Origin of the sequence: Thermococcus onnurineus NA1, assembly GCF_000018365.1 — an archaeon.
GTDB lineage: Archaea > Methanobacteriota_B > Thermococci > Thermococcales > Thermococcaceae > Thermococcus > Thermococcus onnurineus.
On record NC_011529.1, the window covers coordinates 1 to 23,602 of the forward strand.

A 23,602-nucleotide genomic window follows, 5' to 3' on the forward strand; every position below is an offset into this window, starting at 1 on the left:
ATGATCCTCGACGTCGATTACATCACAGAGGACGGAAAGCCTGTCATCAGGATCTTCAAGAAGGAGAAGGGTGAGTTCAAGATTGAATACGACAGAGACTTCGAGCCTTACATCTATGCACTCCTCAAGGACGATTCTGCCATCGAGGAAGTGAAGAAGATAACCGCGGAGCGCCATGGAAAGGTTGTCAAGGTCAAGCGTGCCGAGAAGGTGAATAAGAAGTTCCTCGGCCGACCGGTTGAGGTATGGAAGCTCTACTTCGAGCACCCGCAGGACGTGCCCGCAATCCGCGACAAGATAAGGGCTCACCCGGGGGTTATCGACATTTACGAGTACGACATACCCTTCGCCAAGCGCTACCTCATAGACAAGGGCCTCGTCCCCATGGAGGGCGATGAAGAACTGAAGATGCTCGCCTTTGACATCGAGACGCTCTACCACGAGGGCGAGGAGTTCGGAACCGGGCCCATACTCATGATAAGCTACGCGGATGAGAACGAGGCGAGGGTTATAACCTGGAAAAAGATAGACCTGCCCTACGTTGACGTCGTCTCAACCGAGAAGGAGATGATAAAGCGCTTTTTGAGGGTTGTTAAGGAGAAGGATCCTGATGTTCTCATTACCTACAACGGCGACAACTTTGACTTTGCTTACCTCAAAAAACGTTGCGAAAAGCTTGGGATAAGCTTTACCCTCGGGCGGGACGGAAGCGAGCCGAAGATACACCGCATGGGCGACCGCTTCGCCGTGGAGGTTAAGGGGAGGATTCATTTTGATCTCTATCCGGTCATAAGGCGTACCATCAACCTGCCGACCTACACCCTTGAGGTTGTTTATGAGGCGGTCTTTGGCAAACCCAAGGAGAAGGTATACGCGGAGGAGATAACCCTTGCCTGGGAGAGCGGCGAGGGGCTTGAGCGCGTTGCGCGCTACTCTATGGAAGATGCAAAGGCAACCTATGAGCTCGGAAGAGAGTTCTTCCCGATGGAGGCCCAGCTTTCGAGGCTGATAGGCCAGAGCCTCTGGGACGTGTCGCGTTCCAGCACCGGCAACCTCGTGGAGTGGTTTCTCCTGCGGAAGGCCTACGAGAGGAACGAACTTGCCCCCAACAAGCCAGACGAGGGGGAGTTAGCGAGGAGAAGGAACAGTTACGCCGGCGGCTACGTTAAGGAACCAGAACGGGGATTATGGGACAATATTGTGTATTTAGATTTTCGCTCTCTTTACCCCTCGATCATAATCACCCACAACGTCTCGCCGGATACTCTCAACAGAGAGGGCTGCAAGGAATATGACGTCGCCCCTCAGGTCGGTCACAAGTTCTGCAAGGACTTCCCCGGCTTCATTCCGAGCCTTCTCGGGAACCTGCTCGAAGAGAGGCAGAAGATAAAGAGGAAGATGAAGGCTACAATAGATCCCCTGGAGAAGAAGCTCCTCGACTACAGGCAGCGGGCAATAAAAATCTTAGCGAATAGCATTCTACCCGATGAATGGGTTCCTTTGCTCATTGATGGAAGGCTCAAACTGACGAGAATCGGCGATTTTGTTGATAATGCGATGGATGAGGGGAACCCCCTAAAGAGCAATGAAACCGAGGTTCTCGAAGTTTTGGGGATAAATGCCATTTCCTTCAACAGAAAGACAAAGATATCCGAGGTAAGGCCCGTCAGAGCCCTTATACGGCACCGCTATCGCGGAAAAGTGTACAGCATAAAACTCTCCTCCGGCAGGAAAATCAAGGTCACGGAGGGGCACAGTCTTTTCACAGTCAAAAATGGGGAACTTGTGGAAGTTACCGGCGGGAAAGTAAAACCTGGGGACTTCATAGCAGTTCCAAGGAGGATTAACCTCCCGGAAAGGCATGAGAGGATAAACCTTGCCGATGTTCTCCTCAACCTTCCTGAGGAGGAAACCGCCGACGTCGTCTTAACTATACCCACCAAGGGGCGCAAGAACTTCTTTAGGGGCATGCTGAGAACCCTCCGCTGGATTTTTGAGGGAGAGAAAAGACCCAGAACGGCCCGAAGATACCTCGAACACCTCCAAAAGCTGGGCTATGTCAGACTCAAAAAAATCGGCTACGAAGTTCTTGATGAGAAAGCTTTAAGGAAATACAGGGCGCTCTACGAGGTTCTTGCTGAAAAGGTTAGGTACAACGGCAACAAGAGGGAATACCTGGTTGCCTTTAACGACCTCAGGGATAAGATAGAGTTTATGCCGGAGGAAGAGCTTAGGGAGTGGAAGATTGGAACCCTCAACGGCTTTAGGATGGAGCCTTTCATTGAAGTCAACGAAGACCTTGCAAAGCTTCTCGGTTATTACGTCAGCGAGGGTTATGCAGGAAAGCAGAGGAACCAGAAGAACGGGTGGAGCTATTCGGTCAAGCTTTACAACAATGACCAGAAGGTTCTCGATGACATGGAAAGGCTTGCATCGAAATTCTTCGGAAAGGTGAGACGCGGAAAGAACTACGTGGAGATGCCCAAGAAAATGGCCTACGTGCTCTTCAAGAGCCTATGTGGTACGCTGGCGGAGAACAAACGAGTTCCTGAGGTTATATTCACATCCCCCGAAAACGTGCGCTGGGCCTTTTTAGAGGGGTACTTCATAGGGGACGGCGACCTCCATCCGAGCAAGAGGGTTAGGCTTTCCACAAAAAGCGAGACCTTAGTCAACGGTTTGATAATCCTCCTCAACTCCCTTGGCATCTCGGCCGTTAAGATAAGGTTTGAGAGCGGGGTGTACAGAGTTCTAGTTAACGAAGAACTATCGTTCCTTGGCAACAGCAAGAAGAAGAACGCCTATTACTCTCACGTAATTCCAAAGGAGATACTCGAAGACGTCTTCGAAAAGAGGTTTCAGAAAAACGTGAGCCCCAAAAAGCTTAGAGAGAAGATTAAGAGGGGCGAACTTAACCAGGAGAAGGCCAAGAGAATTTCCTGGCTTCTCGAGGGAGACATTGTGCTTGACAGAGTTGAAGAAGTCGAAGTTGAGGACTACAACGGCTACGTCTACGATCTAAGCGTTGAGGAGAATGAAAACTTCCTGGCAGGATTTGGAATGATATACGCTCACAACAGCTATTACGGGTACTACGGCTATCCCAGGGCAAGGTGGTACTGCAAGGAGTGCGCTGAGAGCGTTACCGCCTGGGGCAGGGAATACATTGAGATGACGATAAGGGAAATTGAGGAGAAATATGGCTTTAAAGTGCTGTATGCGGACACCGATGGCTTTTATGCTACAATACCGGGAGCGGACGCTGAAACTGTCAAAAAGAAGGCTAAAGAGTTCCTTAAATACATAAATGCCAAGCTGCCTGGATTACTTGAGCTTGAGTACGAGGGCTTCTACAAGCGCGGCTTCTTCGTCACCAAAAAGAAGTACGCTGTTATCGACGAGGAGGGCAAGATCGTAACTCGTGGGCTGGAGATAGTCAGGCGTGATTGGAGTGATATAGCTAAAGAAACACAGGCTAGGGTTCTTGAGGCTCTCCTGAAGGACGGTAATGTAGAGAAGGCCGTTAAGATAGTCAAGGAGATAACCGAGAAGCTGAGCAAGTACGAAATCCCGCCGGAGAAGCTCGTCATCCACGAGCAGATAACCCGCGAGCTGAAGGACTACAAAGCAACGGGCCCGCACGTAGCGATAGCAAAGCGTTTGGCGGCGAGGGGAATAAAAGTTCGCCCCGGCACGATAATCAGCTACATCGTCCTTAAGGGAAGTGGAAGGATAGGTGACAGGGCGATACCCTTCGACGAGTTCGACCCAACGAAGCACAAGTACGACGCTGACTACTACATCGAGAACCAGGTTCTCCCGGCTGTGATGAGGATTTTGGAGGCGTTTGGGTATAAGAAAGAGGATTTAAGATACCAGAAGACGAGGCAGGTTGGATTGGGGGCTTGGTTGAAGCCGAAGAAATGAGTTCTGAGATTCGTGTTTCCTGTCTATTATTTCAACCGAATGGCCCTTTCTTCCTTTGCCCTGTTTCTCCAGCTCTTTGACTTTCGTGATGTTTTCACGGTATCAACCCAAATGCGTTGATTTGGTGGGTAAGACTGTTAAAAAAGCCAATTTAACCTTCTAACTCCCCCAGCACCTCCAGAATTCCCTCAACGCTCGGCACTTCAAAGCCCCTCTCGTGGATTCTCTTCACTTCCTCGGCCTCGGGATTAATCCAGACCGCCCACATCCCCATTTTAAGCGCTCCCTCGAAGTCTTCTGCATAGGTGTCGCCAATGTGGATGGCCTCACCTGGCTCAACGCCGAACGCTTTAAGCGGCTTTTCGAACATCTCGGGCATTGGCTTGTAAGCGAAGACCTCGTCCGCAAAGAAGGTCCTGTCCACGAACTCCATCAGTCCGAAGCGCTCAAGCAGGAGCCTTGTGTAAGAGCCCGGCCAGAACATCACGTTGCCAGTAACGGTGACCTTCAGGCCCTTTCTCTTGACGCTCTCAAGCGCCTCTCTTGCCCCCGGCAGGACGATTTCATCGCTGACCTTAAGAACAGCCCTCGCGGCGGCCCTCCTTACGACCTCGATCTCAGTTCCGAGCAACTCTGCGAGCATCTTCTGACTCTCCTCCAGAGCCTGGGTGGGATCTCCAGCAGTTTCTGCCCTCATGCGCTTTATCCTCTCCCTTGTGAACATCATGCCCTCGACGACGTCTATGATGCACGCTCCCATGAGCTTGGACAGCTCAACGGCCATGGCGTCGAGCATAATGTTAATGTCTAGAAGGGTGTTCCAGACATCGAATGAGGCGAGCTTCATGCGTATCACCTAGGAGAGTTGGGGGAGGTGGAATAAAAATTCAACGGTTCATGCCTGAGATAATGAAAAGCCCTTCCATAAGCCCCGCTTCCCTAAGAATGGCCTTGAGGTTTCTGAAGCGGGAGCGCATGACAAAAAGCTCGTAAAAGCCTTCCAGATTGCCCCAGTGTCCGTAGGCCGAAAGAGCCAGGTACATGACCTCTTTGGGCTTTAGCTTCCTGCACAGGCTCTCGTTTAGGGTCCTTAATGCCGGTCTGATTCTCTCCAGAAGTCCCTCTCGCTCTATGAGGTGGAGCATTAAATCTTCAACAGTAGGCTTCTTCCACTCGATTAGCTTGTCCTCAAAGGGAAGGCCTATGATTAGAGGTATTACCTCTGTCTTCCCAACTCTAAAACCTGTGGCCGTTTTTTCAGGACGGAACCGGGAGAGCTTCCCGGTTATTGAGGCCATCGCACTCTCTCTGTCGTCATCGACATCTATGGCGACTCCTATTTTGTCAACACTTAATTCAAAGACTTCCATTGCTCTGATAAAGTTGCCTAGGTTTCGGATGACTCCTGAATTGCCCTCACTTGGGATTACCGCTAAGAAGCCATTCTCATTTCTCAGCAGCTCGAAATTCTCGCGCTCAAAGACTCCCTCAATGAATTTTAGATTCGCTGGAACTTCTCTGCTCTCTTTGAACTTGAAGAGCTTCTTGAAGACCGCCTTAAAGAACTTAGCATCAGTCTTACCCTCGACGAAAAGGACGCTCGCCCGGGAGGGTTCACCAGTAAAGCCACCCCGGAGATCGAAGTCAAGGTATTTTCTCAGCTCATAGGCCTCCTTGGTTGTTAGGGTCCTTCCAGTGTCGGAGTAGATAAGGAAATGTCCCTCGCCTCTGAACTTACCAAGTATGAGGTCTATGAGCTCGAGGCTCGCTGTTATCACCGTTTCCTCCCCGGTGAGCGATCTAACAATCCTAACTAACTCTCTCCGATTTTTTCCGCATTCGGGAAAAATCAGTGTGTTATTATCTGCAAAGGCCTCAAATCTCTTTCCAGTGATGATCCTCATTCACTTCACCATGTCAACAGTTATCGCTCCGATGACGGCAAATGTGCTTATAAGTATGGTCGCGTTGAGGTACTGCTCCGTCGTAAAGTCGGCTATCCCGTTGATGCCGTAGAGGTATATTAACCCGGAGGAAATCAGATACGCTATCAAGGTCACGGTGAGAAGTCTTTTTGGGACATGGAAGAGCTCCTCTTTTTTGAGGTTGCCTATCTGGGACTTCGCAATGAAGAGGTATGCAATGGCCAGGGTCATGAGAAGGATTACCAGGGAGCGCTCTACGGATATGTCTTTGGCGATTTCCCAAAGTTCGCCGGTGAAGAGGAATGGAAGGGCGAAGGTTACCGCACCGATGATCTCCTGGGCTATGTCGTCCCACCCGAGCCGGTCGGGTGCCTTCTTTTCCTCAACCTCCCTGCGAAGCTCCTTAAGGCTGGTATATATCTCGTCGAGCTTATCTTCCATTTCCTTTCCCCTTTCGTCCGCTGGTGGGTGCTCAGGTTCGGGGTTCATCATCCCGTCAGCATTGGATTCACTCATCATCGCAGAAGGGATTTCCCCAGGAAAAGTTATAAAGGTTGGGATGCACCTTAATTCGGTGATAAACGATGAAAAAGGCTTTGGCCCTGTTTGTGAGCCTGACAATTCTGGGCTTGCTCCTTACGCCGATTAATGCAGCTATTACTGGCATTAATTCTGCCAATACCGTGATAGTTCTACCAACCACCAAGATAGTTAACGGCGTGCCCCTTCACATAGGTGAGGACGCGATAACCGGCTCAAGACTCGGAGCTTTTCTGGTTCTCAGGGGGATTTCTCAGGGAACTTACACTACCACCGTTTCTGTACCCGTTGAGTACCACAGTGTGGTTATTCCTGATGAAAACCAGATATACAAACTCAATCCAATCGACATGCCCGACGTCGGAGTGAACGTTAGCGACGTACCCGTGGGACACGCTGTAGTTGTTCAGGTTGACTTCTCCCGCGTTGGGTTTAACTCCACTAACGGGATGGCTGAGTTCCTCGACAGAAGCGTAGAGATAATCTTCAACGAGAACACAACGCCCCTTGATATAGGCGGCGATTATAAGGTTGTCTCGGCGACTGTTGATGGGAAGGACACCATGTACTTCTACGCGTACTTGGAGGCCGACTCTGAATCTAGCTCGCTTGGCGATTCCATAGTCGTCGGTGGCTGGAAGATAAAGCTGCTCGACATAAACCTCGATGTCTCCAAGATGCTCATCGAGCTGACCTATCCCAGCGGCCTCATCAAAACCAAGACCATGAGCGAGGACAAGTACTACGTCATGTACGTCGACACCAACGGTGCCGAGGACTTTGAGGAGTACGACACCTATCCCTCTGCAAGAATAAACGAACTTCTCGAAACTGGGGCGAAGAACGTCTTCCTTTTCACCCCCACGGACTTCTTCGTTGGCATAAACAACGCCCAGATGGTCACCTACGACTACTGGTACTACGAGAAAGTGAAGCAGTACTCGGACGGTGATGTCTATAAAGGCCAGTGGATCTGGGACATAGACCCCGATAACGGGCTCTACACCCTCTACCTCCACGTGAACGAGAGCCTCGAGAGCTTTCCAAGGGTGTTCATAGGGTCGGGAGACGCCCTAGAGCTCCCGACTGGTTGGGGTCTTGAGATTATGGCGGTCTTCCAGAGGGACGAGAACGGAGGGATAGTTGGAGTTGAAGGCTACCGCTTCGTCCGCGTTGCCACGGTTACGAGAACCGTCTCGGTTATCGCTCCGAAAGTCGAGGCTACAGACGATGTTTACGACTTCATCATCGAGGATACCGACCTGACGAGCCTTCCATCGGACAAGAACGTTATAATCATAGGTGGGTGGGTCAGCAACAAAGCCTGGGAGCTCCTCGGGCAGGTCTATGGAACGAACACAGTGGATGCCATTAAGGCCGAGGTAGAGCAGAAAGGATACGTGATAAAAGAGCTGGACAACCCGAACAACCCGCAGTACAAGGTAATCATACTCGCAGGAAAGACCTATGAAGAGACAAGGCTCGCTGTAGAGAAGTTTATGGAAGAAATGTGAAAGCTTATTTTATCCCGTTTTTCTAATTTTACTCACTCTTATTTAAGCTAGGGAATGCTCGTATTTCTTGATTTAATCGGTGAGTAATGCCTTTTTTTATTAATAAATTTTTTGGCATGGCGTGGGGTAGGTTTATATACTCAAACCCTCGTCTAAACGTTCATGTCACTGCAGAATTACAGGGACTTCAGCAGGGATGCATGGTTGCTCGTGGCCTACTCGTTTATATCCTGGCTAGGCGGCAACATAGCATGGTTCATATTCCCGTTCTATCTAAAATCCCTCGGCTTTGACTACACAAACATTGGGATAGTCTTCTCGCTCTCGACCCTGGCTCAGGCGAGCGTTCTCCTCTTCTCGGGCCCTCTCGGCACGAGGATAGGCTACAAGAGGGCCGTTCTTCTTGGAGTCTCACTGATGTTCTTGGGCAGGCTCATCCAGGTTCTATATCCGACCATAGTCATGCTCACCCTGGGCGGTGTGCTCATTGGAATAGGCCTCGCCTTTGAGAGCCCCTCCTACATGGCCCTGCTGAGCGGTGAAGTTAGCGACGAGAAGAGGCACTACCTCTTCAGTCTCTCCTCCGCGATGGGAACGATAGGTTCCGCAGTGGGCCTCCTTTTAGCTGGCTTCCTGCCAAGGTACTTAGGCTACCGCGAGGTCTTTGCGCTGGTTCTCCTTATAATCCCGATTAGATTCGTCCTCGTGCTCTTCGTGAAGTCCGTTCTGGCAAACACGGAGAAGAGACTCAACCTCAATAAGAAACTGCTCCTGAGAATCGGTCGCTTCGCTCTTCCAAGCGCCCTCATTGGTCTCGGTGCCGGTGTTACGATACCATACATGGGCCTCTACTTCAACCAGCGCTTCGGCACGAGCCTGGAAAGCATAGGCTGGCTCTTCGCCCTTCAGCAGTTCATAATGGGCCTTGGCATGTTTATCCTCCCGATGATAGCGGACAGGCTCGGCAGTGTCAAGACCGTAGTCTCTTTCAACGGAAGTGCCAGTTTCCTGATAGCTGCGATGCCATTCTCCCCGACTTTCATGGTGGCGGCCTTCATCTACACCGTTAGAACTATTCTCATGAACATAGTCAACCCCATATGGAACTCCTTCATGATGAGTTCCTTCTCCAAGGAGGAGCGTTCGACTGTAATGGCCTTGAACAACCTCTCCTGGACGGCCACCTTCGGAATAGGTCAGTACATAGGCGGCAGGCTTTTCGATTTCTCTCTCACCTGGCCGTTCCTTATAACGGCATTCCTTTACGCAATCTCTATGCTTGTCTTCTGGGGTTTCTTCCGGGACGCGGAGACAAAAGGTTATAAGTCCCCATCGGCCTAAAGTGACTTCAGTGAGAGAACTTCTGGAGAGTGTGAGCCATGGTGGTTAAAGACTGTCCTGAGTGTCACGGAACTGGTAAAGTCAAGGTTGGCGAGAAGGAGTGTCAAGTTTGTAACGGCTGGGGCTATGTTCCGGCTGATTTCAAGCTCGACAAGCAGCTTAAGGGTTATAGAAACCTGGACTACTTCGGCGTTGAAGACGAAGTTGACGAGATACCCTGTCCTGAGTGCCACGGCAAGGGCGTTGTACCAGTTTACGACACTTGCCCCGCCTGCGGCGGAACTGGCCGTGTTCTCGCCTGCGACATCTGTGGTAAGGTGAAGGAGCCCTGGGAACCTGGTATGGAAACCACCTGGGTCTGTCCGGACTGTATGAGGAAATACAAGGTGGTCTATATTCTCGACAAGACCTGCGACTATGAGGACGTTGAGATAGGCAATGTATATAAGGGAACCATAGACAGGGTGGAGCGCTTTGGTGTTTTTGTGAAGCTTAACCCGCACGTTACAGGGCTTATCAAGAGGAAGGACCTCCTTGGCGGTAGGGATTACGTTCCGGGTCAGGAGATACTCGTCCAGGTTCTTGATGTTAGACCCGACAAGCGCGAGGTTGACCTCATAGAGTCGGCCCTTAAGCACTACAAGGAGGTCGTCGTTAGAAAAGAGCTTCCAGTTACTCCAATCGGCGAACTCAGGAAGGACATGGCCGGAAAAACCGTGAGGATACGCGGCAGGGTCACTCAGATACAGGTCACCGGCGGCCCAACGGTCTTCACGATAACCGACGGAACGGGCATAACTTGGGCGGCCGCCTTTGAGGCACCGGGCGTTAGGGCCTATCCTAACATAAACGTCGGCGACATCGTTGAGATAATCGGAAAGATAGCCTTCCACTCCGGCGAGATACAGATAGAAGTCAGCGACATGGCCCGCCTCTGGGGTCCGGAGGCGGCTGAGGTAAAGAAGAAGATTGAAGAGCAACTCGACAGGAAGGCCCAGCCCGAGGACGTTGGCTTCCTCGTGGAGAGCGAGGTTCTGGAGAAGCTCAAGCCGAAGATAATGAAGGCCGCCTTCATGATAAGGCGTGCCATCTACGAGGGAAGACCGATATTGCTGAGACACCACGCGGATGCGGACGGCTACACCTCTGGTCTGGCACTCGAATACGCTATAGTTCCACTCATAGAGGAGGTCTCGCCCGATCCAGGGGCAAGGTGGAAGCTCTTCAAGCGCAGACCTAGCAGAGCACCGTTCTACGAGCTTGAGGATGTTCTCAAGGACATAATCTTCATGGTCGAGGACCACGAGAAGTTCGGCGATCCATTACCGCTCGTCGTCATAGTGGACAACGGCGGAACGAGTGAGGACATTCCAGCCTACAAGCGCATCAAGGCCTACGGCGTTCCGATAGTGGTTATAGACCACCATGACCCGAGGGAGTGGATAAGCGAGGACAAAGCTGCCGTCGATGAGTATGTCGACGTTCACGTCAATCCTCATCATATCAAGCGTGGCTACTACGAACTGACCGCCGGAATGCTCGCAACTGAAATAGCGCGCTACATTAATCCGGCCGTAGAAGACAAGATCAAGCACCTGCCAGCCATAGCCGGAACCGGCGACAGGAGTAAAGCACCGGAGTTTTACCAGTACCTTGAGATAGCCAAGAAGGCGAAGGGTCTAACTGAAGAGGATCTCAAGAAGATAGCCGAGGTTATAGACCACGAAGCTTATTTCTGGAAGTTCATGGACGGGCATGGCATAATCGACGAGATACTTCTCCTAACGGGCAACCTGCAGAGGCACAGAATGCTTATCGACGCAATTTATCCAGAGGTCAGGGAGAAGCAGGAGAAGGCCCTTAGGGCTTCACTGCCTCATGTCAAGAGCGTCGTCCTGCCGAACGGTATAAGGTTCAACACCATAGACATAGAGCTCTATGCACCGAAGTTCAGCTACCCGAGCCCTGGCAAGCTGAGCGGCCTGATCCACGACCACTTCAAGGAGAAATACGGCGAGGACAGCCCGATACTCACTTTGGCCTACGGCCCGGACTTCGCTGTTGTCAGGGCGAGCGACGGCATGGCAGCCTACAACTTCGACCTCAACGAGATAATACCCAAGCTCCAGGAGGCACTCCCGAGCGCTGGCATCGAGGGCGGTGGCCACAGCTACGCTGGCTCAATAAAGTTCTTTGAGGGTATGCGCAAGGAAGTGCTTGAGGAGTTCGCCAAGCAGGTGCTCAAGCTGAAGAAGAGCTCTTGACCCTTTCCCAACCTTTTTAAAGGTGAAAGCTGGAGGTTTTTATGGTACAAGTTTTTGGAGGAGTCCGAATGAAGGTTAAGGTTGAGGTTACTTTTAGAATGGGCGGTGTTTCTTACCGCGGCCACAGATGGGAGGATGACGTTCTCGTCTTCGAGTTCGAGAGGCTGGGGGATGCCTTTATCCAGGTTCTAAGCAAAAGGGTTGTGGAGGAGGAAGTTGAGCGCGAGCCCGCTAAGGTCCTCGTGGAGCTCCGCACGAAGGACGGGGGCAAGGTCTTCGGCACCCTCAAGGAAGACGGCGTTTACAGGGCGATAGAGCCTTAGCGCTTTCTCGCGAGTGCAGGTGTCAGTGCTATCAGTATCAACAGGCTAGGACCGCAGATGTTTTCTTCGTCATTTCTCGTTTCCTTCTTTGCTAGTGATGTCTCCTCTGGTGGCTCTATTGGGTCTAGTAAATTATCTTTCCATTACGCTTTATCGTTAGGCTGTAGATGCCTACTGGAACGTCTGTCTCGTTAAGGGGCGTTTCTCCGATAGGCTCTCCGTCGAGATAGACTTCCAGTCCCCTCTCCTTTGTCAGTATCCTGAGCTTGAAGGTTGGGTACTTCAGCGTGGCGTTAATCAGTTTTCTTTCCCCATCCCGCAGGGAGACGTTCAGGGAGTAGACGAGGTAGTCGGGGTTGTAGAGCTGGATAGTGTAGTTGCCCGGCGTGATGGTGAGGTTGAGGGGTGTCTCGCCAACGTTCTTTCCGTTGATGAAGACGTGGGCCTTTGGGGGTACTAACTACCATAAGGTACGCCATTTGGTTCTCTGAAGTGGTGAGGATTGGTGGAGTTATAAGCAGCATCGCTAGGAGGGCAAGAAAAAGGGCATGACCCTTCATTACTCCTTCCTCCAAGTTGCTTTATACCACTGACTATAATTAGGGTGAACGTTTTAAAGTTTGTCCCCCACCTACCTGCGGTGGTGCCCATGTACATGGCGGAGTTCAAGCTTCGCTTTGGAGATAGGAAATGGTACGTCAGGAGGATAATCGAGGCTAACTCACTTGAAGAGGCCGAGGAGATGGCCGAGCGCTACGCCAGGGCCATGAACAAAGGCGAAGTTCTCTGGGAGCTGAGCTACGTTATAGAGGCTGAGAGGCCGCTTCTCATAGGAAAGGAAGAGCTCGAGAAGCTTGGGGCTTGATTTTGCTGTTCTTCTCTTCTCCCGGCTTTTCTGCAAGGTAAAAATGAAACGAGGCTACTCCCTCACAAACGCCATCAGAACCATAGCTATCGCGTTCATCAGCGCCGCGAAGATGAACGAGTAGGTCAGTGAATAGTTCTGCCACAGCCAGCCTGCTATCACCGAGGCTGGAAAGACAAAGACACCAAAGACAGTGTGGTATGCGCCTATGATTGTCCCCTTCTCGAATTCCTCCGCTAAGTCAGCCATGTAGGCTCTCGGTATGGTGTCCTCGATGGCTATGTAGAGGCCATAGAGCACGAAGGCTGCTATGAGTGTGTAGAAGTCCCTCGCGTATGCGAAGGCCAGCGATGCCAGGGCCGCTATTCCGAAACCGAGGGCTATCATCCTCTTCTTTCCGAAGGTGTCCGAGTAGGTTCCGAGGGGATAGGCTGAGAGAGCGTAGATTAGGTTGAAGAGCGCGTAAAAGCCCAGTCCCTGAACGACTGAGAAGCCGAGCTCCTCTGCCTTCCAGAGTGTGAAGGCATAGCTGTACCTGCCGAGGGCGCCGATGGCAACCACGACGAGGAAGAGGCGCAGGTTTCTGGATTTGAGTGCCGAGATGCCCTTTACCTTCTTCTTTACCTCGCCGCCTTTGTCTTTGACCAGCAGTATGACGATAACGACTCCGATTAAGCCTGGAATAGCCGAGAGCAGGAAGAGATAGCGGTAGGCGGTTTCTAGGGGCAGGCTTTTGAGCAGCTCCAGAATCGCTATCGCCGCCAGCGGTCCGGCAACAGCTCCAAGCGTATCCATCATTCTGTGAAAGCCAAAGGACTTGCCTGTCTTCCCCTTCTCACTGGATTCGGCAATGAGCGCGTCTCTTGGTGCGGTTCTTATTCCTTTGCCTACCCTGTCGAGAACCCTTAGGGTTACAAAGTCCCACCACGAGTGGACGAATGCAAGGGCCCCCTTGGCGATGGTGGAGAACAGGTAGCCGAAGGCCACGAAGAGCTTCCTTTTTCTAAAGTGGTCGCTGAAGTAGCCGAAAAGTACTTTAAACAGCGAGCTCAGGCTTTCGATGAGGCCCATTATCGAGCCGCTCACGACCTTGCTAATTCCCAGGATTTCAGTCAGATAAGTTGGTACTACCGGTGCTATCATCTCACTGCTCATGTCGTTGAGGAAGCTGACGATCCCGAGCAGGAAGACGTTCCGGCTAACGCCGAAGATTTTCTTTTCCTTCTCCCCCATATTTCACTCCTCCAGGAGTTCTCTGCACAGCTCCCTAACTCGTTCCCTGCCCTCTTCGAGGGCTTTCTTTCCCTTCGGAGTTATCTCGTAGACCCTGACGCGCCTTCCGTCCCGCACTTCCCAGTGGCTCTTTAGGAGCCCGCTTTCCTCCATGCCGTGCAGAAGGGGGTATATCGTGCCCGGGCTGATGTGATAGCCATGTCTTTTGAGCTCTTCCATCATGAAAGAACCGGTTATTGGCTCCCTTTCTGCGTGGTGGAGAACGTGTAGAGTCAAGAAGTCGCGGTATTTCATATCGAACACCGATATCGAAATCCGATATTGAGATTTAAAAAATTTTTGTCACTCGAGGACGTGCTTCTCAAGGACGTAGCAGTGGAAGGTTCCCTCAAAGACCTTCTCGTTCTTCTCGTTGAACACTTCGGCTTTCACGAGCTTCTTTTTGCCCAGATCCTCCACCAGAGAGGCCTTAGCGAGGAGTCTCTCGCCGGCTTTGACCGGTTTCAAAAAGCGCACTTCGGCCTTTCCGAGAACAACGGTCGGTTCGTTTACAGCGAGCATGGCCGCGTAATCGGCAAGCCCGAAGGTGAAGCCTCCATGAACCAGTCCGTACTCGTCGACCTTCATCTCGTCCGTCGTCTGAAGAACGACCTCTGCATAGCCTTCTTCAATCTTAACGGGCTTCCCCACAAGGGTCTCAGAGGTTAGAATATGCGTTCTCTGCTCCACGACCATCACCACTCTAAATTTTCTTCACCGTTTAAACCTCTAACGGGCAAAGGTTTATCTATTCCAACGCCCTAAAAACGTTAGGTGATTGTGTGCACCCGCTGAAGCGCGCCGTCGAGTATAAAGGCTCGGTTGAGTTCACGAGGAGCGAACTCGTTGGAATCATCGCCTTCAGCCTCAGGCTCATGGACATTAAAGCCACGAAGGAGCTCATAGAGAAATCCATCGAGAGTGGTCTCCTTGAGGAGAGGGAAGGAAAGCTGGTTGTAAACGAGGTCTTGTTAGAAGAGGAAGAGGCCAGTGAAGACCTCTTCAACGAGATGGTTGAATACATAGCGAAGTCCCTCGGCTGGGAACGGGAGGAGGTTCTCGAAGGCATCAAAACTATGCGCGAGCGCTACGGTGACCTTGACGAGAAGGTTCTGGCGTATCTCTTTGGTATGGATAAGGGAGTGGACATGGCAAAGTTCAGGGAAAGGCTTGAGCTCTAGGTTTTCTCTTTTCGACTCACGTTATAGAAATCAGGATGCAGATGTTGTTAAACAAGTCAGTTTAATATGGACAAAAATGTTTATAAGATTGGCCTTCGTCCAGCTAACGGTGGGGGCATTATGAATAAGAAGATAAAGCTGTTGGCTCTACTGGTGTTCCTCTTTGTTGGGTTTTCCTATGGTTGTATTAGTAACACGAACACCAGCACAACAAGCACTGTCTCCGAGAAGCCCAAGGTTTTGACGATTTCAACAACAACCAGCCTCTACGATACTGGAATTCTTGAGAATGTGGTCGCGCCAATCTTCAAGGAAAAGTACAATATAGAGCTCCGTTTCATTCCTAAGGGAACCGGTGGGGCGATACTCGACGCTAAAAGCGGTGCCAGTGACGCTATCCTCGTTCACGCTCTGTCGAAGGAGCAGGCCTTTATGGAAGAGGGCTACGGCGTTAACAGGAAGGTTTTCGCCTACAACTTCTTTGTCATCGTCGGCCCCAAGGACGACCCGGCTGGAATAAGAGGGCTCAGCGTTACTGAGGCATTGAAAAAGATAGTCGAGTACGGAAGGGCACATCCTGACCAGCTCGTCTGGGTCTCAAGAGATGATGGTTCCGGAACCAACACCAAGGAGATAGCTCTCTGGAAGAATGCTGGCTTTGAGTTTGAAGCTTTAAAGAACGAGAGCTGGTTCGGTACGACTGGTTCTGGAATGGGTAACACCCTTCTCTACACCAGCGAGAGAAATGCCTACACTCTCTCCGACATCGGTACATACCTCAAGTACCAGAAGGAAGGCAAGATAAACCTCGATGTCCTCGTCGACAAGGGTGAAGAGCTTATCAACGTCTACGCTATAATCATCATTAATCCTGAAAAGATACCGGGCAAGGACTTTGAAGGCGCGATGCTCCTCGCTGAGTGGCTGACCTCAGAGGAGGGCCAGAAGGCAATAGCTGAGTACGGAAAGGACGAATTCGGAAGACCTCTATTCTACCCAGCGGTTCCGGTCCTTAAGAGCCAGGAGGGAGACGTCTTCAAGTGGATACTCAAGTACGGCTTCATGAAGGACGGCGACAAGTACACCGAGTGCCCTGAGAAGTTCAGGTACAAGCCTACCTACGACTTCTTCGAGTTCCCTGCCTCGGTCGTGGAAGGCTAAGCCTTTTATTTTCTATTTCCATCTCTGGGTGGATGAGCTATGGCATGGGACTACATAATCCAGGGATTTTCAGAGGCCATCAAACTGATAGATGACCCGTACGTCATTGAGATAGCCCTCCGTTCAATCAAGGTCTCTGGGATGGCTACTCTCATTGCCGTTGTCTGGTCTTTGCCACTCTCGGTTCTGCTTGGACTCAGGGACTTTCCGGGTAAGTGGCTCGTGAAGACACTGATAAACGGCCTCATGGGAGTTCCCACCGTCATCTGGGGGCTGGTGCTGTACCTTATGTTCGTTCCACTCGGCCCACTAGGCTCACTGGGCCTGCTCTATACCGAGATGGGAATAAGCATCGGCCAGGCTCTGCTGATCACTCCGATAATCATGAGCATAGTCGTGAGCTCCCTGGAATCCATTGAGGGTGAAATAAGAGAGCTTGCTTTAACCCTTGGTGCCGATGAGATTAGGGCTTCCTTACAAGTCGTCAGGGAGAGCATCGGGGGGATAGTCCTGGCGATAATAGCGGCCTTCAACAGGGCAATATCCGAACTCGGTATAGCGCTCATGATAGGCGGAAACATCTACGTAAAGGGCGGCGTCTACAATACCCGCGTCCTGACGACGGCTATACAGATGTACACGGTCAGGGCTGAGGTAAGCATAGCCATAGCGCTGGGCATAATCCTGATGGGCATAGTCCTTACCGTGAACCTTCTATCGAACTTCGTGAGGAAGTGGTTGGCATGAGCCTTGTTAGGGTTCTAAACCTTGTCAAGGCCTATGATGGAAAAAGGGCTCTTGACGGCGTCAGTCTTGAAATCATGAAAGGTGAGATATTCTGCGTTATGGGCCACAGTGGTGCAGGAAAGACGACCCTCCTGAGGGTTCTTGCCCTGCTTGAACGGCCAGATTCCGGTGAGTACTACTTCGATGGGGTCAGAGTTTCTTGGAACCGGCCGGGAAGTATCAGAAAGGAAATAACAATGGTGTTCCAGACGCCGGTGATGTTCAACACCACAGTCTTCAAGAACATAGCCTATGGCCTGATGCTGAGGGGTTATCCAATGGCCGAGATCAAGAGGAGGGTGGAAGAAGTTCTGAGGCTTGTGAGGCTTGAGGGGTACGAGCACAGAAAGGCAAAGACCCTCTCGGGTGGCGAGAAGCAGAGAGTGGCCATAGCGAGGGCGATAGTGCTGGAGCCAAAACTCCTCCTGATGGACGAACCAACTGCCAATCTGGATCCGACGAACTCCACCATAATAGAGGACATAGTCCGGAAGATTGCTAAGGAAAACGGGACCACAATAGTCTTCTCTACTCATAACATGTTCCAGGCCAAGAGGCTCGCGGACAGGATTGCCCACATGTATTCCGGACGGATTGTTGAGATTGGGAATACAAGGGAAATCTTCGAGAAACCCAAAAATGAGCTAACGAGGAAGTTCATCAACGGTGAGCTTTTCTGAAGTTCACTTATTACGCGAACTGTTTTTAATGTGTTTTTCGAAATGTTAACTGGTGGTTGACATGCCTGAGGATGCCTTGATAGTTGTGGACATGCAGAGGGATTTCATGCCTGGAGGAGCCCTGCCCGTTCCGGATGGTGACAAAATCATCCCGAGGGTGAACGAGTACATCAGAAAGTTCAAGGAACGCGGGGCTCTGATAGTTGCCACGAGGGACTGGCACCCTGAGGATCACATCAGCTTTATGGATCAGGGAGGTCCCTGGCCGAAGCACTGCGTTCAGAACACGCCTGGTGCCGAGTTCGTTGTTGAACTTCCTGAAGATGCAGTGATAATCTCGAAGGCGGCCGATCCGGATAAGGAGGCCTACTCCGGCTTCGAAGGGACCAACCTGGCTGAAATCCTGAAGGAGAAGGGTGTAAAGCGCGTTTACGTCTGCGGTGTGGCAACGGAGTACTGTGTTAAAGCCACGGCCCTCGACGCGGTCAGGCACGGCTTTGAGACCTATCTCCTACGCGATGCCGTTAGGGGCATCAATCCTGAGGATGAGGAGAATGCTTTGAGGGAGTTGGAGCAGGCTGGTGTGAAGGTCCTTTCCTAGCTATGACTCTCTTCCACTCTTTTAGGAGCGTCAGAAGAAGGTTGAGGACTATAGGTCCTATTATCAGCCCTTTTATTCCCATTGCCCACGTGCCACCGACCATTCCGATGAAGACGAGCGTCTCGTTGAGATCCGTGTCCTTGGCCACTATCAGCGGCCTTATAATGTAGTCAGGCATCGGGGAGACGAGGAAGAACCCATAGAGAGAGATGCCGGCAGCGTGGAGGTACATTCCCTCTTTAGCGAAGTAAGCGGCGGCAATGAGCCATATCATCCAGCCTTCGAAGAGGGGCACGAAGCTGAAGAGGAACGTAAGAAAGCCTGCCACTATAGCGGTGTAAATATCTGAAACGTCGAAGATTATGAAGCCGAAGGTCATGAGCACTCCCTTGGCAACGTTGAGGAGGAGCCACGCCCTAACCAGGGCACCCAGTGTTTTGCTTACGCTTTGGAGTATCTCTTCGCCGAGGTGCCGGTTTTTCTCGGGGAGGGAAAGTTGTATCTGCTCGATTATACTCGTTGAGTTTGCCAGGGCGTAGTAGAATGTGAAGAGAAAGATGAACAGCTGCAGGGGGTACATGGGGAGTGAAAAGGCCTGTTTGGATAGATACTCGGAAAGTTTGGGTATGAATTCTCCTGAGAAGTTCCTGATGAAGTCAAGAACTTCTGAGGGAAGCGGTTGGGCTAGTATCCAGTTGAAGAAGTCGACGACGTTGTAGTAGAACGATGCAGCAACCTGGGCGGAGATCATTATAAGTTCCGCCGTTATAGTGCCCCCAAGACCCACCATTCCGACCGTCAGCAGGAAGGCCGACCTTGCCTCGCCGAGCTCTGGGATTAGTCTCTTGTGGATAGGATAGACTGCGTAAGCCAGAACGAGGCCGAAGAATATTGGCGTGATGAGCGGACTGACGACTTCCCAGGCGATGTAGATTATGACCAAGACCGTTGTGGCCCACGCGATTATCTCCGCCCTCATAAGCCCTCGACAGATTTATTAAGTCCGTCCTTATAAACTCTGCGTGGTGGGAGAAATGGAAAAGGAGTTTATTGAGAAGATTTCGGCTTACATGGGTCGTGCTGAGTATTACCTGTCCGAGAGACGCTTTGATATGGCCTACAACTCCTATATAGATGCCCTCTACGCGATAGGCGCCTATTTTGTTTACCGCGACACGGGCATGCTCCTGCCCGCTGGAGAACTAATGGGAATGCTGGAGAGCAGGTATCCTGAGGTTCATGAAGTCATAAAGCGCTACTCCGGAATCACGAGCTTTGATGAAGAAATGGTAAGCGCTTTAAGGGAGGACGTGGAAAGGCTCAGAGGGATGATGACTTTGCCGAGTTCTGAGAAGTGATGAGACTCAGCGGCTGACCCTCGACGAGAGAATCTTTTCCTCTTTCCTTTGTGAATTCTGCAGTCTCTTATCGCACCTTCAGGGGTTTTTGCCAGTCCCGTGTTCGTGTAGAGCGTGACCATAATCACACCCCTCCGGATGGATGAAAAATAAGCTCCACGGTGTAATCCAGCCTGTACACATCAATCCTTGGGGGGCACATTTTGATGAGAAAAGCATGGTTCTTTTTCTATTCGCACCTCTGTTACCTCCAGCATCCCGTCCACATAGAATACACTCAAAAATGGGAGCGGTCTCTCTATTGGTGTTAGCGGGTAAGCTCTCCCATTGTAGAGGATTGCTTGCCCCTAGCAGCCCCAATGTAAATCGCATCGCACAGGGCATCTATGTACGAACCCAAAGTTTCATAAACTACATCAGCTGACCCATTCAACACTGTCACCTAGATCTTGTAATATCGGGAGTATATTGGTAATTGGTGCTTAACGGTGGTTGCCATGAGGATAGTCGCTGCTGACACGGGAGGTGCACTTCTCACGGAGGAGTATGAACCCGTCGGACTTATCGCCACGGTCGCGGTTCTCGTTGAGAAGCCATACAGGACGGCAACGCTCAGCATAGTCAAGTACGCTGATCCCTTCAATTACGACATGAGCGGCAGACAGGCCGTGAAGGATGAGGCATTTCTTGCTGTAAAGCTGGCAAAGAAAGTCAAGCCCGACGTTATTCACCTCGACTCTACACTCGGTGGGATAGAGGTAAGAAAGCTCGACGATGTCACCATCGATGCACTGACGATAACCGAGAGAGGAAAGGCAGTATGGCACGAGCTGAGGAAGGACCTTCAGCCCCTCGCGAAGAAATTCTGGGAAGACACAGGCATAGAAATTCTCGCCATCGGAAAGTCGAGTGTCCCGGTCAGGATAGCGGAGATTTTCTCAGGAATATACACCGCCAAGTGGGCCATTGACTACGCGAGAGAGAACGGCAGGGTCATGGTCGGCCTGCCGAGGTATATGGAGGTTGAACTACTCTCCGGGAAGATACGCGGTGAAAGCCTCGACCCGAGAGAAGGTGGTCTCTACGGAGAGGTTGAAGCGGATACAGACGGTATCGGCTGGGAGCTCTACCCGAACCCGCTTGTGAGGAGGTTTATGGTTCTGGAGGTTTGGAAGGAGTAAAGCCTTACTCACTATAATCTTTAGGCAATTTTTTACGACCGGAACGCTTAGTAGATTCATGACCAATCCCCAACGGGTGAGAGCTTGGTCTATTGGATTGTCCCTGCTGTATACACAGTTTTGATACTCTCTCCACTGGTCTGGTCATCTATTATGTCCAGTGGGCTCTACTGGTTCATCCACAACATGTTCTCGAGACAGGAGGCTCTGACTGCCTTTGACCGGAGAACTGGAGGCACATAAGGAAAGCTGCATTCAAGCTGGCTTTCTCCTGCTTGCGGTAATATGGGCTCTTGCTAAGATTGACGAGCAGCTCGGAGCGTTCATCGGCTTTTTCCTAACGCTAATATACTCTGGCTCTTCAACGCGATTGTTTCGGATGAAGTAGAAAAAGCGAGAAGAGAAAGAAAAGTGGCTGGAAGTACGGGTGGTATTAGCTCTTTCCCAGCTCGCTCGGGAACTTTATTGCGTCGAACGGACAGAGCTGGTTGCAGACTCCACAGCCGGTACAGAGGAGCTCGTCGATTTTCACCTTGTTGGTATCTGGGTCGTAGACTAGAGCTGGACAGCCCGTCAGGAGTATGCACGCCTTGCAGCCAGTGCACTTCTCCTCGACGACGAGTGGTATCTCGCCGATCTCCCCGCGCCTTATGACCGGAATAACACACTCCCGTCTGGCTATTATCACGGCCGGCCCTTCAACCTGCATCGCTTCCTTTATCGCTTCTCTCGTCGCCTTGAGGTCGTAGGGATCAACAGTCTTGACGTACTTGACGCCCAGAGCCTTGACGAGCGCCTCGATATCAATCTCGTTGAACTTCCTGTCGGTTTCACTTCCCCCCGTTCCTGGATGCGGCTGGTGGCCGGTCATTGCCGTTGTCCTGTTGTCGAGTATCATCACCAGAACGTCGAGGTTCTTGTAGACTGCATCGACCAGAGGCTGGATTCCATTGTGGAAGAAGGTAGAGTCTCCGATCGTCGCTATGATTTTCTTCTTCATTGCCACGCTCTGGCCGTTGGCGAGGCTTATGCTCGCGCCCATGACGAACTCGGTCCAGATAGCCTCAAGCGGCGGGAGAAGCGATAGAGCGTAGCAGCCTATGTCACCGTGTATGGGAACCGAATAGCGGCCGAGCTTAAGGTCTCTCAGGGCATCAAGGGCAGCCCTGTATGAGCCTCTGTGTGGACAGCCGGGGCACATGACCGGAGGCCTCTTCGGGGCAAGGCTCTCGGCGTAAGCGACCTCATCGGGCTTAGTGTACTCTTCAGCTCTCCTGCCGAGGAGATTCAGCAGGGCGTTCCTGACCAGGCTCGGGTTCAATTCACCTTCAAGGGGCAGATGACCAGTTCTCTTGCCGTAGATTGGCACGTTCAGGCCGGCCTCATAGGCCGCTATTTTAACCTCCTCCTCGAGGAAGGGAGCGCCGTCCTCAATGACTATTGCGAAGTCAACCGTTTTGAGGAAGTCAACGACCAGCTTCCTGGGGAGCGGGTGAGGCGTTGAGATTTTGAGAACCCTGAAGTCACCGTCGAGCTTGGGTAGAACCTCCCTCACGTAGTTGTAGGGTGCTCCTTCGACGATTATTCCAATCCTTCCCTCTCCCTCGGCCCAGTTGAAGGGCATCGAGTTGAACTCCTCCTCGATCTTTCTCAGCGTTTCGTTAAGCCACTTATGCCTCTTCCTGTTGCCATCCATGCTTGCCCTTACATAGCGCTCTATGTCCTTCTTGAACTTCGGCTCCCTGTTCAGCTCCACAAAGTCTCCAACCTCGACATCGGCCGTCGTGTGGTTCACGCGCGTCGTCGTCCTGAAGATGACAGGGACTTTATGGCGCTCACTCAGCTCGTAGGCGTAGATGATTAAATCGTGGGCCTCCTGCGGGTCAGCGGGCTCAAGAACTGGGAGAAGCGAGAGCTTTCCATAATATCTGTCATCCTGCTCGGTCTGGCTGGTGTGCGGGCCGGGGTCATCCGCAACGAGGATTACAAGACCCCCTTCAACACCGGAGTAGGCGAGGCTCATAAGGGGATCGGCTGCAACGTTGAGACCAACACATTTCATCGTGACGAGTGCCCTCAGGCCGGTGTAGGCAACACCCGCCGCCTCTTCAAGGGCAACCTTTTCGTTGGGCGCCCACTCGGCGAAGACTTCTGGCTTGAGATGGGCAATTGTCTCGATGACCTCGGTTGAGGGGGTTCCTGGGTAACCAGTTGCGAAGACGACGCCCGATTCAAGGGCACCGTAGGCTATCGCCTCGTTTCCCATGAGAAGCTTTTTCTCACGTTTCTTGGCTTTGGACTTGACTAAATCAGAAGGATAAGCCTTAACCGTCTCCACGATGACCACCATATGCTATCTGTGCCGAGGGTTAAAACTCTATGCTCAGAAAAGTACCTGTAAAAATCGAAAAATTTTCGAAAGTCACTTTTCTCCTTTTTCCTCCTTTCCGTAGAATGCCCTGTTGGGTGTCCTAGTGAATGTATTGCTGATGCTCTGACGGCCGCTTGAGAAGGCAAAGATAGCGACACCCAGCAGGAATAGGAGGAGTATTACAATGGCCACTGAGGTGATGTCCGCCTTAAGGCCGATGGCCATCAAGACCACGGGTGCTCCGATTATTCCGATGACCACGAGGCCATAAAGACCATAAGGAGCTTATATCCATACCTCTCCATGAAGAGA

General features: G+C 51.5%; 24 protein-coding genes and 1 pseudogene. 13 read left to right on the forward strand and 12 right to left on the reverse strand.

Annotated elements, in window-relative coordinates:
• The gene (locus TON_RS10735) at positions 1 to 3,927 is read left to right on the forward strand and encodes a DNA polymerase domain-containing protein (RefSeq protein ID WP_012570957.1); all 3,927 of its coding nucleotides are present in this window, start codon (positions 1 to 3) and stop codon (positions 3,925 to 3,927) included.
• A gap of 151 nt (positions 3,928 to 4,078) precedes the next feature.
• Here the strand turns inward: TON_RS10735 and TON_RS00010 are convergent, their stop codons facing one another.
• Genes TON_RS00010 through TON_RS00020 form a run of 3 tightly spaced genes read right to left on the reverse strand, consistent with a single transcriptional unit; the run spans position 4,079 to position 6,371 of the window.
• Positions 4,079 to 4,774, reverse strand: coding sequence for an HAD family hydrolase (locus TON_RS00010; protein ID WP_012570958.1), 696 nt, complete (start codon positions 4,772 to 4,774; stop codon positions 4,079 to 4,081).
• 40 nt (positions 4,775 to 4,814) lie between these two features.
• On the reverse strand, positions 4,815 to 5,831 hold the full coding sequence (locus tag TON_RS00015; protein WP_012570959.1) for a DUF3226 domain-containing protein: 1,017 nt from the start codon (positions 5,829 to 5,831) through the stop codon (positions 4,815 to 4,817).
• Positions 5,832 to 6,371 (reverse strand): DUF2391 family protein, encoded by a 540-nt coding sequence (locus TON_RS00020; RefSeq protein ID WP_167710983.1) that lies wholly within the window; start codon positions 6,369 to 6,371, stop codon positions 5,832 to 5,834.
• Positions 6,372 to 6,436: 65 nt separating this feature from the next.
• Between TON_RS00020 and TON_RS00025 the strand changes: the two genes are divergently transcribed.
• The 4 genes from TON_RS00025 (at position 6,437) to TON_RS00040 (ending at position 11,834) form a co-directional block, all read left to right on the forward strand.
• Positions 6,437 to 7,906: an S-layer protein gene (locus TON_RS00025; RefSeq protein WP_012570961.1), complete on the forward strand. Its 1,470-nt coding sequence runs from the start codon at positions 6,437 to 6,439 to the stop codon at positions 7,904 to 7,906.
• A gap of 162 nt (positions 7,907 to 8,068) precedes the next feature.
• Positions 8,069 to 9,247, forward strand: coding sequence for an MFS transporter (locus tag TON_RS00030; RefSeq protein WP_012570962.1), 1,179 nt, complete (start codon positions 8,069 to 8,071; stop codon positions 9,245 to 9,247).
• 38 nt (positions 9,248 to 9,285) lie between these two features.
• Positions 9,286 to 11,511 carry a DHH family phosphoesterase gene (locus tag TON_RS00035; protein ID WP_012570963.1) on the forward strand — a complete coding sequence of 742 codons (2,226 nt, stop codon included), beginning with the start codon at positions 9,286 to 9,288 and terminating at the stop codon, positions 11,509 to 11,511.
• A 68-nt stretch (positions 11,512 to 11,579) separates the two neighbouring features.
• On the forward strand, positions 11,580 to 11,834 hold the full coding sequence (locus tag TON_RS00040; protein WP_012570964.1) for a hypothetical protein: 255 nt from the start codon (positions 11,580 to 11,582) through the stop codon (positions 11,832 to 11,834).
• On the opposite strand, the gene TON_RS10740 is transcribed toward TON_RS00040, so the two are convergent.
• From TON_RS10740 to TON_RS10750, 3 genes and pseudogenes are all read right to left on the reverse strand, one after another.
• Complete coding sequence (locus TON_RS10740) at positions 11,831 to 11,953, reverse strand: CGP-CTERM sorting domain-containing protein (protein ID WP_083757811.1); 123 nt, start codon at positions 11,951 to 11,953, stop codon at positions 11,831 to 11,833. The two genes, TON_RS00040 and TON_RS10740, sit on opposite strands and share 4 nt — an antisense overlap.
• A 5-nt stretch (positions 11,954 to 11,958) precedes the next feature.
• Positions 11,959 to 12,135, reverse strand: coding sequence for a PEGA domain-containing protein (locus TON_RS10745; protein WP_394295143.1), 177 nt, complete (start codon positions 12,133 to 12,135; stop codon positions 11,959 to 11,961).
• A pseudogene (locus TON_RS10750) lies at positions 12,127 to 12,276 on the reverse strand (PEGA domain-containing protein); the annotation flags it as partial. The gene TON_RS10745 and the pseudogene TON_RS10750, both read right to left, overlap by 9 nt.
• A 207-nt stretch (positions 12,277 to 12,483) precedes the next feature.
• On the opposite strand from TON_RS10750, the gene TON_RS00045 reads away from it, so the two are divergent.
• Positions 12,484 to 12,699, forward strand: a complete 216-nt coding sequence (locus TON_RS00045; RefSeq protein WP_012570965.1) for a hypothetical protein — start codon at positions 12,484 to 12,486, stop codon at positions 12,697 to 12,699.
• Positions 12,700 to 12,753: 54 nt separating this feature from the next.
• Here TON_RS00045 and TON_RS00050 read toward each other — a convergent pair whose 3' ends face one another.
• From TON_RS00050 to TON_RS00060, 3 genes are read right to left on the reverse strand one after another with little or no spacing between them, the layout of a single operon-like run.
• On the reverse strand, positions 12,754 to 13,932 hold the full coding sequence (locus TON_RS00050; protein WP_012570966.1) for an MFS transporter: 1,179 nt from the start codon (positions 13,930 to 13,932) through the stop codon (positions 12,754 to 12,756).
• Between the two features lie 3 nt (positions 13,933 to 13,935).
• Positions 13,936 to 14,226 carry a PadR family transcriptional regulator gene (locus TON_RS00055; RefSeq protein ID WP_012570967.1) on the reverse strand — a complete coding sequence of 97 codons (291 nt, stop codon included), beginning with the start codon at positions 14,224 to 14,226 and terminating at the stop codon, positions 13,936 to 13,938.
• Between the two features lie 48 nt (positions 14,227 to 14,274).
• Positions 14,275 to 14,661, reverse strand: coding sequence for a PaaI family thioesterase (locus TON_RS00060; protein ID WP_012570968.1), 387 nt, complete (start codon positions 14,659 to 14,661; stop codon positions 14,275 to 14,277).
• Positions 14,662 to 14,753: 92 nt separating this feature from the next.
• Here TON_RS00060 and TON_RS00065 point away from each other — a divergent pair, with 92 nt between their 5' ends.
• The 5 genes from TON_RS00065 (at position 14,754) to TON_RS00085 (ending at position 18,380) form a co-directional block, all read left to right on the forward strand.
• Positions 14,754 to 15,152 (forward strand): DUF2240 family protein, encoded by a 399-nt coding sequence (locus TON_RS00065; RefSeq protein WP_012570969.1) that lies wholly within the window; start codon positions 14,754 to 14,756, stop codon positions 15,150 to 15,152.
• A 120-nt stretch (positions 15,153 to 15,272) separates the two neighbouring features.
• Positions 15,273 to 16,313 carry a substrate-binding domain-containing protein gene (locus TON_RS00070; RefSeq protein WP_012570970.1) on the forward strand — a complete coding sequence of 347 codons (1,041 nt, stop codon included), beginning with the start codon at positions 15,273 to 15,275 and terminating at the stop codon, positions 16,311 to 16,313.
• A gap of 39 nt (positions 16,314 to 16,352) precedes the next feature.
• Positions 16,353 to 17,060, forward strand: a complete 708-nt coding sequence (locus TON_RS00075) for an ABC transporter permease (RefSeq protein ID WP_012570971.1) — start codon at positions 16,353 to 16,355, stop codon at positions 17,058 to 17,060.
• On the forward strand, positions 17,057 to 17,779 hold the full coding sequence (locus TON_RS00080; RefSeq protein WP_012570972.1) for an ABC transporter ATP-binding protein: 723 nt from the start codon (positions 17,057 to 17,059) through the stop codon (positions 17,777 to 17,779). The genes TON_RS00075 and TON_RS00080 overlap by 4 nt, the downstream gene beginning before the upstream one ends.
• 61 nt (positions 17,780 to 17,840) lie before the next feature.
• On the forward strand, positions 17,841 to 18,380 hold the full coding sequence (locus tag TON_RS00085) for a nicotinamidase (RefSeq protein ID WP_012570973.1): 540 nt from the start codon (positions 17,841 to 17,843) through the stop codon (positions 18,378 to 18,380).
• Here TON_RS00085 and TON_RS00090 read toward each other — a convergent pair.
• The gene (locus TON_RS00090) at positions 18,313 to 19,359 is read right to left on the reverse strand and encodes an AI-2E family transporter (RefSeq protein ID WP_012570974.1); all 1,047 of its coding nucleotides are present in this window, start codon (positions 19,357 to 19,359) and stop codon (positions 18,313 to 18,315) included. The genes TON_RS00085 and TON_RS00090 overlap by 68 nt on opposite strands.
• Positions 19,360 to 19,414: 55 nt before the next feature.
• Between TON_RS00090 and TON_RS00095 the strand changes: the two genes are divergently transcribed.
• Together TON_RS00095 and TON_RS00100 are read left to right on the forward strand one after the other, a co-directional pair.
• Positions 19,415 to 19,738 carry a hypothetical protein gene (locus TON_RS00095; protein WP_012570975.1) on the forward strand — a complete coding sequence of 108 codons (324 nt, stop codon included), beginning with the start codon at positions 19,415 to 19,417 and terminating at the stop codon, positions 19,736 to 19,738.
• A 497-nt stretch (positions 19,739 to 20,235) separates the two neighbouring features.
• Positions 20,236 to 20,919 (forward strand): DUF4152 family protein, encoded by a 684-nt coding sequence (locus TON_RS00100; RefSeq protein WP_012570976.1) that lies wholly within the window; start codon positions 20,236 to 20,238, stop codon positions 20,917 to 20,919.
• Between the two features lie 433 nt (positions 20,920 to 21,352).
• On the opposite strand, the gene iorA is transcribed toward TON_RS00100, so the two are convergent.
• Entirely contained in the window at positions 21,353 to 23,269 is a 1,917-nt protein-coding gene (iorA, locus tag TON_RS00105; RefSeq protein WP_012570977.1) for an indolepyruvate ferredoxin oxidoreductase subunit alpha, read from the reverse strand.
• Between the two features lie 72 nt (positions 23,270 to 23,341).
• Positions 23,342 to 23,551 carry a hypothetical protein gene (locus tag TON_RS10320; RefSeq protein ID WP_012570978.1) on the reverse strand — a complete coding sequence of 70 codons (210 nt, stop codon included), beginning with the start codon at positions 23,549 to 23,551 and terminating at the stop codon, positions 23,342 to 23,344.
• Positions 23,552 to 23,602 lie beyond the last annotated feature (51 nt).

Coding starts and splice junctions, on each gene's coding strand:
- TON_RS00055 (WP_012570967.1), bottom strand. CDS start 14,226: ATGAAATACCGCGACTTCTTGACTCTACACGTTCTCCACCACGCAGAA.
- TON_RS00090 (WP_012570974.1), bottom strand. CDS start 19,359: ATGAGGGCGGAGATAATCGCGTGGGCCACAACGGTCTTGGTCATAATC.
- TON_RS00010 (WP_012570958.1), bottom strand. CDS start 4,774: ATGAAGCTCGCCTCATTCGATGTCTGGAACACCCTTCTAGACATTAAC.
- TON_RS00100 (WP_012570976.1), top strand. CDS start 20,236: ATGAGGATAGTCGCTGCTGACACGGGAGGTGCACTTCTCACGGAGGAG.
- TON_RS00035 (WP_012570963.1), top strand. CDS start 9,286: ATGGTGGTTAAAGACTGTCCTGAGTGTCACGGAACTGGTAAAGTCAAG.
- TON_RS00030 (WP_012570962.1), top strand. CDS start 8,069: ATGTCACTGCAGAATTACAGGGACTTCAGCAGGGATGCATGGTTGCTC.
- TON_RS00025 (WP_012570961.1), top strand. CDS start 6,437: ATGAAAAAGGCTTTGGCCCTGTTTGTGAGCCTGACAATTCTGGGCTTG.
- TON_RS00075 (WP_012570971.1), top strand. CDS start 16,353: ATGGCATGGGACTACATAATCCAGGGATTTTCAGAGGCCATCAAACTG.
- TON_RS00045 (WP_012570965.1), top strand. CDS start 12,484: ATGTACATGGCGGAGTTCAAGCTTCGCTTTGGAGATAGGAAATGGTAC.
- TON_RS00070 (WP_012570970.1), top strand. CDS start 15,273: ATGAATAAGAAGATAAAGCTGTTGGCTCTACTGGTGTTCCTCTTTGTT.
- TON_RS00040 (WP_012570964.1), top strand. CDS start 11,580: ATGAAGGTTAAGGTTGAGGTTACTTTTAGAATGGGCGGTGTTTCTTAC.
- TON_RS00085 (WP_012570973.1), top strand. CDS start 17,841: ATGCCTGAGGATGCCTTGATAGTTGTGGACATGCAGAGGGATTTCATG.
- TON_RS00050 (WP_012570966.1), bottom strand. CDS start 13,932: ATGGGGGAGAAGGAAAAGAAAATCTTCGGCGTTAGCCGGAACGTCTTC.
- TON_RS00020 (WP_167710983.1), bottom strand. CDS start 6,371: ATGATGAGTGAATCCAATGCTGACGGGATGATGAACCCCGAACCTGAG.
- TON_RS00095 (WP_012570975.1), top strand. CDS start 19,415: ATGGAAAAGGAGTTTATTGAGAAGATTTCGGCTTACATGGGTCGTGCT.
- TON_RS10735 (WP_012570957.1), top strand. CDS start 1: ATGATCCTCGACGTCGATTACATCACAGAGGACGGAAAGCCTGTCATC.
- iorA (WP_012570977.1), bottom strand. CDS start 23,269: ATGGTGGTCATCGTGGAGACGGTTAAGGCTTATCCTTCTGATTTAGTC.
- TON_RS00080 (WP_012570972.1), top strand. CDS start 17,057: ATGAGCCTTGTTAGGGTTCTAAACCTTGTCAAGGCCTATGATGGAAAA.
- TON_RS00015 (WP_012570959.1), bottom strand. CDS start 5,831: ATGAGGATCATCACTGGAAAGAGATTTGAGGCCTTTGCAGATAATAAC.